Source organism: Hymenobacter sp. BT559 (assembly GCF_016427535.1).
GTDB lineage: Bacteria > Bacteroidota > Bacteroidia > Cytophagales > Hymenobacteraceae > Hymenobacter.
The window spans coordinates 714,444-727,219 of record NZ_JAELXV010000003.1 but is presented as its reverse complement, the minus strand read 5'-3'; the positions used below and the strand labels follow the sequence as shown (position 1 = coordinate 727,219).

Genomic DNA, 12,776 nt, shown 5'->3' with positions numbered 1-12,776 from the left:
AAACAGAAAACCTATGCTCGGGGGTGAGCCTGTTCAAATACGGATTTTAAGCGGTCGACGGACAAGTGCGTGTACACTTGCGTGGCCGCCAAGCTAGCATGCCCCAGTAGTTCTTTGATGGCATTGAGGTCGGCCCCTTTGCCAAGTAGGTGAGTAGCAAAGGCGTGCCGCAGCGCGTGCGGATGCTGGTGCGCGGTCGAGGTCGATACTTGGCTCAAGTATTTTTTGACGGTGCGGTACACCAGCTTCTCATAAAGTGGCTCGCCCTTGTCGGTGCGTAGCAGCGGGCTGCTGGCGGGGCCAGAGCCAAATTCAGCCATGCGGGCGGTATCATACCTGGCCAAGACGAGCAGCAGCGACGGGTTTAGAGGCACCAGCCGTTGCTTATTGCCCTTACCCGTCACGCGTACCGTGCGGGCTTCGGCATCTACATCGGCCGCAGCGATACCTAGGAGCTCGGAAAGACGAATGCCTGTTCCGTACAGCATCTCCAGCACGAGTTGGTCGCGAGCGCCTGCAAACGTGGCCTCAAACTCAAATGAATTGAGCAAACGATTAAGCGATTCTTCGGGTACAAACTCGGGCAGCTTCTTCGCCATTTTGGGCGCTTTGATACGCAGCATGGGGTTGGCCTCGATGCGATGGATGCGTAGCAAAAACTTATAGTAAGAGCGCAGGCACGCTACTTTCCTATTCACTGTGCGTGGGTCGAGGTCTTGCCCCATCAAATTCACTACCCAGTCGCGAATAAGGGGGTGCGTGGCATGGGCCGGCTCCTCTAGCTCGTATTCTTTCCGCACATAGTCGGCAAACTGCATTAAATCAGTTTGGTAGGCTATAACGGTGTGCGGACTGAAGCGCTTCTCATAGCGCAGAAAATCTAGAAAATCGTCCATCATGCTCCTACTTAGCCAAATCCTACCTGGTGGTAGTGGCAAGGTACAACGCAACGCGAAAAGCCCCTACTCTTGCCAGGTAGCAAGAGTAGGGGCTTTTCAAAGCCACCAAAACGAACACCTATTGGCTATTCGTTTTCGGTGCCGTAGGTAGCCAGCTTATAAACAGCTTTCTGCTTCAGCTTACGCTTGGTAATGCTAGGCTTTTGGAAGAACGTACGGCGACGCAGTTCTTTCAGCACACCAGTGCGTTCGAATTTCTTCTTAAAGCGCTTCAGCGCACGGTCAACGGTTTCGTTGTCTTTGATTTGAACGATAATCATATCGAGGGATGAGGAGTCTTTTCAGGGCAAACGGGCCGCAAAGATAATCACAGATTTTCAGATTAGCCAGTTTATAGTAAGTCTTTTGAATTTTAGCGGTTTACATACCCGCCCCCGCAGGGGTCTATGGTGCCGCCTAGGTGGCTATTTGAGCAGCGCCCGAGCAATAACCAATTTTTGAATTTCGCTGGTGCCTTCGCCAATAGTGCAAAGTTTGGCATCGCGGTAGTACTTCTCGGCCGGGTAATCTTTAGTATAGCCATAGCCACCGAATATCTGTACTCCCTCGTTGGCCACCCGTACAGCTACTTCAGACGCGTACAGCTTGGCCATCGCCGACTCGCGGTTCACGTTTTCGCCCCTGTCTTTGAGTTCGGCCGCTTGGTAAGTAAGCAGGCTAGCGGCTTCTATCTCGGTAGCCATATCAGCCAGCTTAAAAGCGATTCCTTGAAAGTTACTGATGGGCTGGTTGAACTGCTGTCGCTCTTTTGAATACTGTAAGGCTGCTTCGTAAGCCCCCTGCGCAATACCCAAGCTGAGCGCCGCAATGCTGATGCGTCCGCCATCGAGCACCTTCAGCGACTGCACAAACCCCTCCCCTACCTTGCCGATAACGTTGGCGACGGGCACCCGGCAGTCGGTAAAAATAAGTTCGGTAGTTTCAGATGCCCGCATGCCGAGCTTGTCTTCCTTGCGCCCACCGGCAAAGCCAGGGGTACCACGCTCGATGATAAAGGCAGTCATGCCGTGCGAATCGCCTACCTCGCCGGTGCGAGCGATTACCACGGCCACGTCGCCGCTCTGGCCGTGGGTGATGAAGTTCTTAGCGCCGTTCAGGATGTAGTACTCGCCACTAGCGTCGAGTACGGCGGTAGTGCGCATGTTACCAGCATCGGACCCGGTATTGGGCTCCGTGAGGCCCCAGGCTCCCAGCCACTCGCCCGATGCTAGGCGCGGCAAATATTTGTGCTTTTGTTCTTCTGAGGCGTGTTGTAGAATATGCCCGGTGCACAGCGAATTGTGCGCCGCCATACTCAGGCCAATGCTTCCGTCAATTTTTGCCAGCTCAGCAATAGCCGTCACGTATTCTTGATAGCCAAAACCAGTGCCCCCATATTCCTGCGGCACGAGTACTCCCATCAGCCCTAGCTCGCCAAGCTGGCGAAAGGTATCACGAGGAAATTCCTGGGTTTCGTCCCAGCGCATGAAGTGGGGCTTAATGTGCTGCTGGCCAAAATCGCGCACCATCTGCGCAATCATCGCCTGATTTTCGGTCGCTACGGTAGCTTCCATAATATTGAGAGTGTGGGTGGGTGGGGAAAGAGTGAGAATAGGACGCTGTAAAACCCATAGTGGTTTCCAACAACGCCAGTTTGCCAAAATTACTAGCTTATTGCCCGAACCAAGGCCCTAGGTCCTCAGTTAAAGGGCCCAAAATTGGAAACCCTACAAAGGATAAGTTACTTTTGAGACCTTTTAGCCAGCGCTCACCCTCCGTGCAGAGTTTCTGGGCTTCACTTTCTACCCGGCTTACACCCTTTGGCTTCTTCCTCCGCCTACGCTGCTATTCGCCGCTTGCTCTTGAGCTTGCCAATACTTTTTTTAGTTGCCTCCTGCGCATCTAACCGTTACTACAGTCAGCGAGTACTGTTCCGCCTTACAGATGAGAAGGGCAACCGCATAGACACGGCAAAGCTACGGGTTGCGGTCAATCGCACTGACCGCAACTACCGCATTCAGCCTAATGACTTTCTGGATATTCGCGTGTACACCAATAAGGGCGAGCGCATCATTGACCCTAATGGGGAATTACAATTAGGTTCGGCACCTGGACAAGTGCCCAGTCTAGCACCGCGCACCGCCGCTTCTCAGGGTCGCTCAATATCACGTACTGGTGCTAATGGTAGCGGCGCTGGCCTAGAACTACTCGTGCAAGCCAATGGGATGGTAGCGGTACCAATTATTGGGCTTACACGTTTGAGTGGCCTTACACTGCACCAAGCTGACAGCACTCTACAAGTGCTATTTACACCTTACTACCGCGACACGTTCGTCCAAACTCGCGTTACCAATAACCGAGTTATTATTTTAGGCTCACCTGGGGGAGTTGTGGTTCCTTTGGCTAATGACAACATGAATCTTTTAGAAGTTTTGGCGTTAGCAGGTGGAATTGATGGTAATGGTGGCGGCGGTAGCGGTGGGGTGTATAGATACGGTGGCAAAACATCAAATATTCGAATTATTCGAGGCGACCTGAAGAATCCCAAGATTGAACAAATAGATTTAAGCACTATCGCTGGTATGCGGCGAGCTAATCTTCAAATGGAGCCTAATGATATTATATACATTGAACCTGTACGCCGCCCTCTATTAGATGGCTTAGCTGATGCAGTCCCTGTATTCACTGCAACGGCTACCTTGCTTAGTACAGTAAGTATAATATTTACAATTATTACTATTTCGCGTCAAAATTGATAACTTACTTAATAACCTACCTCTACTTATAATATCTTTAAAATATAACTCATGGCAGTAAGTGAAAATGCGGAATTGGAGGAGCTTATTCGCAAAGCCACTGGCGAAACGGCAGGACAATTGCCTCCTACCACAGGCCCAACGCCAACTACCGAGCAGGATGACATTGGCGGTGGGTTAGACCTAACTACACTAGTATTAGTAGCTCGCCGAAGCTTAGCATGGGTTCTATTGTTACTCGCCTTGGGTTTTACAGCCTCTTGGCTGTTTTTGCGTTATACAAAGCCTATTTATAAAGCAGCTTCTATCATAAAGCTCGATGAGCGTTCGGAAGCTAATAAACTAGGGTTTGGCGCTGTTAAAAATGAAGAGGCTCCTGTTAATCAGCTAGCTGGTGAAGTTGAGCTTATCAAGTCTAACTTGACTTATAAAAACCTGCGTGAACGTGTAGCATTAGATGTCAACTATTACGTGCAGGGAACTGTGCTGGAGGCTGAACTATATACTAATTCACCATTTCGGGTGAAGTATAAAATCACGGACCCGGCGCTATATAATCAGAAGTTTTTAGTCAATTTTCTAACTCCCACTAAGTATCAAGTAAGTGTCAAGGCTCATAACCAAACACTGACTGGCACCTACCAAGTAGGCCAATGGGGTACTTTCCCAGGTATGCAACTGTGGCTAGAGGCAGCGCCTGGACGGACACTGCCAGTAGGCGATGACCCACAGTACCATTTCGTTATTCTTGATGATGGTGCAGTAAGCGGCTACTTAGACAAAAACTTGGCTGTAACCGTACTAAACCCTAGCGCCAATACCATCCAGATTTCATTTACTGATAATAATCCTGAGAAGGCGGCGCACATCATCAATAATATTGATACCGTTTATTTGAAGGAAAAGCTCGACCGCAAAAAGCAAAGCAGTGCTTTATCCTTAGAGTTTATTGACCAAGTAATTGCGGACAATGATAAGCGGTGGCGGGCTGCCGAGGAAGCACAGAAGGAGTTTGTACGTCGTAATAGAACTTACGATGTCAAAGGCGATATGATGACAATTAAGGAAACCCTGGTGAAACAACAGGAGGACCGACAGAAGATTCAGGATAAGCTTCGCCTCTTAAGTGATATTAGCCGCCTTATGAGCCGTGACCAGCTTACGCGCACTGATGAGGAAACAGTGGCAGATAATCTACCGGGCCTATCACAATTAGAGGACCCAGCACTGACAAACTTACTAGACCAGCTAGACGCGCAGCAACGCAACCTGCGGCTCACATTGAAATCGCAGACTGAGAAGACATTTGCAGTACAGCGCAACCAAGCTATTATAAATGACACACGCGAACTACTGCAGCGGCAGTTGCAGCAAGACCTACAATTACTTCAGAAGCAGCTCGCTCGCCTCGACGAGAAGGATGCGCTACTGAACAATCAGCTGCTGGCAATGCCGGAAAAGGTGACTGAGCAACAACGCTTACAGCGGCCTCTCAGTCTATATGAATCTACTTACGAGCGGTTAATAGACCGGAAAATGGATTTTAACATCCAGCAGGCTGGTACTACTCCTGAATTCCAAATTTTATCACCAGCCTCGCCTCCAGGTGAGCCCATTTCACCCGTGCGCTTACTGGTCTATGCTATTGGACTAGCAGGCGGTTTGGTACTCGGCTTAGGACTTATAGCCACTCGCTATCTGATGCACAATACCATAACTGGCATTGGTGAGTTGGAACGTGGTACCAGAGCGTCTGTACTAGGCGTCATTCCTACCTACGACAAAGAAAAGCTGGAAGTATCGCGGCTGGTAGTAGACAAAAATCCTAAGGCTTCCGTCTCTGAGGCTATTCGTTCTATCCGAACCAATCTGGATTTCATTAGTCCATCTAATAAAAAACGTATCATTTCCATTACCTCCACTATTTCGGGCGAAGGCAAAACCTTCGTTGCCGTAAATCTTGGCGGCATTATTGCGCTATCTGGTCAGCGAGTCATTATCCTGGACCTAGACATGCGCAAGCCAAAGGTCAATTTAGCGTTTGATGCCGATAACGTGCGAGGTATCAGCACAATTCTTATTGAACGCCATACCTTGGCAGAATGCATCCAGCATACTGCTATTGAGTCACTTGACTTTATCTCGGCTGGTCCTACCCCACCCAACCCATCTGAGCTTATTTTGAACCCACGATTCGACCAGCTACTGGCCGAATTGCACCGGAGCTACGATGTTATTCTTATCGATACGCCGCCAGTAGGATTGGTTACCGATGGAATTCTTATTATGCGTAAAGCCGATGTACCTATCTATATAGTACGGGCTAATTATTCCCGAAAGGCATTTCTGAAAAATCTGAATCGCCTAATGAGTAATAATCAGTTCTCCAAGATGTGCACCGTACTTAATGATGCTAAAGCTCAAGGCGCCTATGGCTACGGCTATGGTTATGGCTACGGCTACGGCTATGGTAGCAGCAGCACTGGCTATGGCATGGGCTACTACGAAGAGTCCGTCCAAGCTCCAACACTCAGCCAGAAAATCAAGAGTTTCTTTAGCTAATCAATAATGAGCATTATATAATGGCCAGTTTTTGGCAGCGCTTGTTTGGCAGCGGGTCTGCTACCAATTATACTCATGTAGATAGTCCTCTAGCTAGCTTACGCGTTGATATGCATTCGCATCTGCTACCAGGTCTGGATGATGGGGCCGAAACGGTGGCTGACAGCTTAGGACTTCTGAGCGAGCTCCGCACACTAGGTTTTCGCAAGCTGATTATGACTCCCCACGTGATGGGAGATTTTTATAAAAATACGCCCGAAGGTATCCGGGCGTCCCTGGCAGAATTGCAGGCTGCAGCTTTAGCAGCGGGCCTCGGCGACGTGGCCCTGGAGTGCGCCGCCGAATACTACCTAGACGAATGGCTGGGCCAGCGCTTAGCCGAAGGCTCTGAGCTATTGAGCTTCGGCGGCGAGAAGCGCTATGTACTCTTCGAGACATCGTACATGAATGAGCCCTTCAACCTGCAAGCTACTATTTTTGAGTTGAAAGCAGCTGGCTATCAGCCCGTACTAGCTCACCCTGAACGCTATACTTATTATTACGGACGATTTGCTGAAATTCGAAAGCTGCGGCAGGAATATGGGGTGCTTTTACAGCTAAACCTCAACTCGCTAGCGGGCTACTACTCGCCCACCGCTCGCCACGTGGCCGAGCAACTGATAGATGAAGGGCTGGTTGATTTTGTAGGCACTGATACCCATCACCTACGCCATACTGCCGCTCTGGCTAAGAAAACGGTCAACTCGGCTTATTTCCGAAAGCTTTTGCACCTGCCTCTACTCAACAACACGTTATAAATTAATTAATTACCGCTCTCTCTATTAGCCGATGGTTTTCGTTACCGGAGCAACTGGTCTTATCGGCTCGTTTTTGCTGCGCGAGTTGCAAGCGCGGGGGCTTGCCGTGCGGGCACTGCACCGGGGCGCCGCCCCCATTGATACTTTTCCTGGCGTAGAGTGGGTACAGGGTAACCTATTAGATGCTACTCTGCTGGCATCAGCTATCGCACCGGATGTAACGCATGTGTTTCACTGCGCCGGACTAGTGTCCTACGCGCCGCAAGATGAGGATTCCCTCTTAGAAACCAATGTAGAGGGCACAGCGGCCGTTGTAGATGCGTGCCTAGCCCGGCCGGGCATCCGCCTAGGCTACGTATCTTCGGTAGCAGCCCTGGGTTCGCCGGCCGAAGCAACGGATGAGCAACCGGCTGCCATACCGCAGGTAGTAACGGAGAAGGCGACGTGGGACCTAGGCGCTAGCCACCCGGCCTATGCTACTAGCAAGTACCTAGGCGAGCTGGAGGTATGGCGCGGAGCCGCTGAGGGCCTGGCAGCCGTTATTGTCAACCCCTCGGTAGTTATAGGCCCCGGCGACTGGCAGCGTAGCAGCACGCGCTTGTTGCGCTATGCCTACGATGAGCATCACTTTTACACAAAAGGTCTGCTCAATTTTGTAGATGTGCGCGATGTAGCAGCTCAGCTAGTGCGACTGATGTTAGACCTGCCATTAGGGACCACCGAGCGCTACATCCTGAATGGAGGCATTTACCCATTAGGGGACTTTTTGCGAGACGCAGCTACTGCCCTGGGCCGCCGCCCGCCCACGGTGGCCGTGCCCGACTGGGCCGCCGAGCTTATCTGGCGCTTCGAACATGGGCGGGCTGTTTTGACGGGCGCCCGCCCCCTAATTACCCGCGACACGGCGCGAGCCGGGCGCCGACACATCTATTACGATGCTGTCAAGGTGCAGCAAACCACAGGCTTAGGTTTTCGACCGCTGAACGAAACTATTGCCTGGGCCACGCAAGGCCTCAAAACGAACCGGACTAGCCCCCAGACGGTTGTATCTTAGCGAATCGCGACAACGCTACGCTTTCACACCTAGGGAATATGACGGAAGGTCCTTAATTAAATCAGGCCTAGTTATTGTCCGTTCCCGCTGATTAGCTGAAGGTGCCTTAGTAGCTGTTCAGTTCGTACTGTACTAATTCGTGATTTTATGCGCATGAACGAATCATTTGAAGACCCCCGGGCAGCTCAGAACACTGTGCGCCGCTACGAGCGCATGGTGGCTCACGATGAAGCCGCTTTTTTTGACTTAGAGGAATTTGAAATTATCATTGATTACTATGTGACCTCGGCGGCTTTCGACAAAGCGCAGCAAGCCTGCGAGGTAGCACTGAGCCAATATCCTTTCTCCACCGAGCTGCTCATCGACCGTGCCCAGATTTCGGCCATGCGCGGTGACTATACCGAGGCTGAGCGGCAGATTTCGAGCGTAGCCAGCCTCGACCCCGATAATGCTGACGTGGCCGTAACCCGCGGTATTATTGCCACGCAGCGGGGCGACTTTGAAGAGGCCGTTCGTTTCTTCCAGGCGGCACTGTCGCAAAACCCCGACCGCGAAGACATTCACTTTAACCTAGGGCTGGCGTACCAGAGCTGGCAGAAGTACAAGAGCGCCGCGCGGCACTACAAGCACAGCCTGCGGCTGCACCCCGACAATGAAACAACGGTGCAGGAACTACTCAACTGCCTAGAGGCCAGCAATAGACTGCCCGAGCACGAGGAGTTCTTTCAGCGCTTTACCGACGACGACCCCTACTCGGCCATTGCCTGGTATAACCTAGGGCAGTACTACTATCGGCTAGAGAAATACGAGCAGGCCATTGCAGCCTTCGACTACGCCATTGTTATTGATGCTGACTTTTATGATGCACACCACTGGCTAGCTGACACCTACGTATGCCAGCAGCAGTACCAGCGGGCCATTGCGGAGTTTGAACTCAGCTACCCGCCCAATGAGCCCACCGACGAAGCGCTGTGCAACATTGGGGAGTGCTATGAAAAGCTGCGCGATTGGGAGCAGGCCCGCCAGTATTATCGCAAGGCGCTGGATATTAATCCAAATATGGACGAGGCTTGGTTTGGCCAAGGCGTACTGCTACAAGAGCAGGAGCGGCCCTTTGAAGCCATTCATTTCTTCCGTAAGGCAGTGGAGCTTTATGGCGAAAGCGGCGAATATTGGTCAGCCCTAGGTGCCGCCGAAAACCAGGTAGGCAATGTGGTGAGCGCCCTGGAGGCCTACGAGCGGGCCACCGAAGTAGCGCCAGATGATGCAACGGGCTGGGTAAGCTGGAGCGCCATTCTGTACGAGCAAGGGCATTATGACGAAGCCATCGACCTACTGAGCCATGCCGTAGAGCTACACCCGCACGAGGCGCATTTTCACTATATGTTCTGCGCTTATTTGCTGGCGTCGGGCCGGCTGCGAGAAGCCTATCAAGAATTAGAAACAGCGCTCTCGCTCAATTATGAGCAGCACACCCTACTATTTGACTATTTTCCGGAGCTCGAACAGCAGCCTGCTTTGCGGCGGCTCATTGACCAATTTCGGAAGTGATAAGATGGTCCGTGCGTCCTAAAGTTTTTAGGTAACTTACTTTTGTAGCCGCCTGCCCAACAAGCAGGCGGCTTTTTGCTTTCTAACGTGTAGCAACTGGCTGCTGGCTCAGCGGCCCAGTTTTTACGTTATATACCCCTACTTTTCACCCGCTTACTTAATGAACTATTCCCTTTCGCAACTGCCCGAGCGCACGCAGAAACCCCGCGAGCAAGGCTTTACCATGATGATGGACAAAGGCCTGAGCATTCGGGAAGTGGAAGACTTTCTGGAGGTAGGAGCCCCCTACACCGACATCGTGAAGCTGGGCTGGGCTACCTCCTACGTTGTGCCCAATCTGCAGCGCAAAATAGATGCATACCGGGCAGCGGGCTTGCCAGTGTACTTAGGCGGCACCCTGTTCGAAGCCTTTATCATTCGCAATCAGTTTGACGATTATCGCCGCCTACTCGATTCGTTTGGGCTTGAGTATGCCGAGGTATCGGACGGTAGCCTAGACCTGCCGCACGACCGCAAATGCGAGTTTATTAGAGAACTGAGCAAGTCGGTGAAAGTACTGAGCGAGGTAGGGTCGAAAGATGCCGAAAAGATTATTCCTCCTTACAAGTGGATTTCGCAGATGCAGGCCGAGCTCGAAGCTGGCGCTGTTAAGGTTATTGGGGAGGCCCGCGAGGGTGGCAATGTGGGCTTGTTTCGAAGCACAGGCGAAGTGCGCTCGGGACTGGTAGAAGAGATTCTCACCAAGATTCCTTCGGAGCGCATTATTTGGGAAGCCCCCCAAAAGGCGCAGCAGGTATGGTTTATCAAGCTGCTAGGCGCCAACGTAAACCTCGGTAACATTGCGCCTAATGAGGTGGTGAGCCTCGAAACTATTCGCTTGGGGCTGCGGGGCGACACGTTCTCCCACTTCCTGGATATGGAAGCGGTAGACCCTATGTTTCGCCCCGAAGTTAAGACAGGTAAACCGGGCACTTCAATGCCCCGCGGCTAGCAAAAAGTTATAGTTAATCAATAGTGTACACGAAAAAAGCCTGGCTCATACGAGCCAGGCTTTTTGCTGGGATTCGGAAAAAGCGACTAGCGCTTCTGGATGCGAATCGTCTTTACTTCGCCCGTTGCGAAGGTCACTTTCACGAGGTACGTTCCTCCAGCCAGCTCGCTAGCATTGGGTATTGCTACTTCCGAGATACCTGCCACCGTGATTACGGCGCGGCTTGCAATAGTGCGGCCGGTTAAGTCGGTCAACTGCAGTTGGGCCGTGCCGGCAGTAGGCGCCTGCAATACCAAGGCAGCTTGGTCACTGCTAGTGAAGGGGCTGGGGTAGCTGCTGAGCGAAGCTACGGCGGCGTCATTAGCACCCGCGAAGCTTACGGCGCGGATGGGCGAGTAAGCATACTTGCCATCGAGGTCTACTTGGCGCAAGCGGTAGTAGCGCACACCCGATTTAGCTGCTTCAGTGTCAGAATAGCTGTAATTAGAAGCCGAGCTATTGTTGGCCGATTTGCTGGCCACAAACGCTAGCTTGCGGAAACTTAATCCGTCGGTAGCTACTTCTACATCAAAGCCAGCGCTGTTCTTTTCTGTAGCCGTTTGCCACGTAACTAAGGTATTAGTACCCGAACGCTTGGCGTCGAAAGCTACTAGCTCTACTGGTAGTGGATTGGTTTTATCGCCAAGGGTGAAACGGGTAGTGGGCACTGCAAAGCTGGCTGTACCCATAAGCGTTACAATATTGCTGGTTGCATCTACATTGCCACCTAGGTTGACGAACGTGTTGCCCTCATTAACAGAGGCGAATATCACCAAATTATCTTCGTTGATGTTGATGTTACCAGTCGGACCTAGATTCTTGGTTTCGCTGTCGAGGTAGAAAAAACGCATGTCAGCTTTGATAGCACCAGCTGTATTAGCGCTAGACTGCGTTACCTCGAAGATGCGGCGCACCCCGCTAGCAGCGCCATTACCAGGGCTGTAGGCTTGAGCCGTGTTGCGAGTTACCAGAATCGCCCCGGGGTTGGTGTAGAAGTTCAAACCTAGGCCAATGTTGCCAAACAGGTCTTCCGTGCCGGGAGTAGCAGTGCTATGCGAAATGGTCACGAAGCCCTGTAGATAAGACCCGTCTCGCTCGTTCAGCAGGCGGCCACCTACGTTATTGTTACTATTACCACGGTCTCCTAGGTTAACAACAGAGGTCGTAGGCCGCGTAATGTCCGTTACTAGCAAACCACTTCCAAAGGTGATGTCGCCAGCCACATTCATAATACCTTGCGAGGTTTTAACACCGCCTCCACTGATGAATACGTTAGCGAACGCACCACCCGAAATGCTCTGGTTGGTGCCGTTGAAAGCAATGGTAGTACCAGCACTCGATACGAAGCTGGCGAAAGTGTTATCGAAGTCCCCACTAACATTTAGGGTACCGATAACCAAGCTTAGGGTCGAACGGTCAGCCTGGCTAGTACCAGCCATCGTTAGGTTACGAGCCACCGCTAACATCCTGCCAGTGTTATCTACTAGGGATGATGCTTGCGTAACAGGGTCAATAAAGGTATACTTAGTATCGCACAGGATACGCGGGTAGGGAGCATTAGTACCCAGGTTAGCAATTACCACGTTGGTACCAGCGGTTGGGACGCCATTTGTCCAGTTACTACCGTCAAACCAGTTATCATTTAGGCCACCTGTCCACACTGTAGTTGGAAAAGGGTCGCCAGTTACATTGAAGCCCGCCGTGTAAGGATTGTCTCCATTGCGGTCAGAAAGGGTAATAGCAACCGGAGCATTGGGATTAGCATTATCCGTACCTCCCGCCTGGAAATAGATATCTACGCTGTAACTACCTGCGATACTAGCGCTGCTTATCAAATTGATTGTGCGATTGGCAAGCGAGAAAATACGAGTACCATCATTGCTCACATTACCATTCTGCGTCAGGTTGATAGCAGTATACGAACCACCACCTTGGTTTTGCTGGCGCACCCGGTAGTACATGCTCACGCTAGTAATTGTGCGAGCACCAGACTCCGTAGTCACTGCTACACCGCCATTGAGTAGTAGTACGCCGGTGTTGAGGTCGTACGTCATGTTTCCCAAGTTGGCTCCTTCAAACGCTGGTGTA

At 51.5% G+C, this 12,776-nt stretch carries 10 protein-coding genes; 6 read left to right on the top strand and 4 right to left on the bottom strand.

Annotated elements, in window-relative coordinates; translation table 11 throughout:
• Window positions 1-11 precede the first annotated feature (11 nt).
• The 3 genes from JAO77_RS13730 to JAO77_RS13720 all read right to left on the bottom strand — a co-directional run bounded on the left by JAO77_RS13730 (window position 12) and on the right by JAO77_RS13720 (window position 2,512).
• Window positions 12-899, bottom strand: a complete 888-nt coding sequence (locus tag JAO77_RS13730) for a tyrosine-type recombinase/integrase (protein ID WP_370550207.1) — start codon at window positions 897-899, stop codon at window positions 12-14.
• Between the two features lie 125 nt (window positions 900-1,024).
• Window positions 1,025-1,219: a 30S ribosomal protein S21 gene (gene rpsU / locus JAO77_RS13725; protein WP_144846743.1), complete on the bottom strand. Its 195-nt coding sequence runs from the start codon at window positions 1,217-1,219 to the stop codon at window positions 1,025-1,027.
• 144 nt (window positions 1,220-1,363) lie between these two features.
• Window positions 1,364-2,512, bottom strand: coding sequence for an acyl-CoA dehydrogenase family protein (locus JAO77_RS13720; RefSeq protein ID WP_198990931.1), 1,149 nt, complete (start codon window positions 2,510-2,512; stop codon window positions 1,364-1,366).
• Between the two features lie 246 nt (window positions 2,513-2,758).
• Between JAO77_RS13720 and JAO77_RS13715 the strand changes: the two genes are divergently transcribed.
• The 6 genes from JAO77_RS13715 (at window position 2,759) to JAO77_RS13690 (ending at window position 10,649) form a co-directional block, all read left to right on the top strand.
• Window positions 2,759-3,694, top strand: a complete 936-nt coding sequence (locus JAO77_RS13715) for a polysaccharide biosynthesis/export family protein (protein WP_235998411.1) — start codon at window positions 2,759-2,761, stop codon at window positions 3,692-3,694.
• 51 nt (window positions 3,695-3,745) lie between these two features.
• Window positions 3,746-6,256, top strand: a complete 2,511-nt coding sequence (locus tag JAO77_RS13710; RefSeq protein WP_198990930.1) for a polysaccharide biosynthesis tyrosine autokinase — start codon at window positions 3,746-3,748, stop codon at window positions 6,254-6,256.
• A 110-nt stretch (window positions 6,257-6,366) separates the two neighbouring features.
• Window positions 6,367-7,053 (top strand): tyrosine-protein phosphatase, encoded by a 687-nt coding sequence (locus JAO77_RS13705; protein ID WP_235998410.1) that lies wholly within the window; start codon window positions 6,367-6,369, stop codon window positions 7,051-7,053.
• 31 nt (window positions 7,054-7,084) lie between these two features.
• Window positions 7,085-8,107 (top strand): NAD-dependent epimerase/dehydratase family protein, encoded by a 1,023-nt coding sequence (locus JAO77_RS13700; protein WP_198990929.1) that lies wholly within the window; start codon window positions 7,085-7,087, stop codon window positions 8,105-8,107.
• Window positions 8,108-8,260: 153 nt separating this feature from the next.
• Window positions 8,261-9,658, top strand: coding sequence for a tetratricopeptide repeat protein (locus JAO77_RS13695; protein ID WP_198990928.1), 1,398 nt, complete (start codon window positions 8,261-8,263; stop codon window positions 9,656-9,658).
• 160 nt (window positions 9,659-9,818) lie between these two features.
• On the top strand, window positions 9,819-10,649 hold the full coding sequence (locus tag JAO77_RS13690; protein ID WP_198990927.1) for a phosphosulfolactate synthase: 831 nt from the start codon (window positions 9,819-9,821) through the stop codon (window positions 10,647-10,649).
• Between the two features lie 86 nt (window positions 10,650-10,735).
• On the opposite strand, the gene JAO77_RS13685 is transcribed toward JAO77_RS13690, so the two are convergent.
• Window positions 10,736-12,742 (bottom strand): T9SS type A sorting domain-containing protein, encoded by a 2,007-nt coding sequence (locus JAO77_RS13685; protein ID WP_198990926.1) that lies wholly within the window; start codon window positions 12,740-12,742, stop codon window positions 10,736-10,738.
• Window positions 12,743-12,776 lie beyond the last annotated feature (34 nt).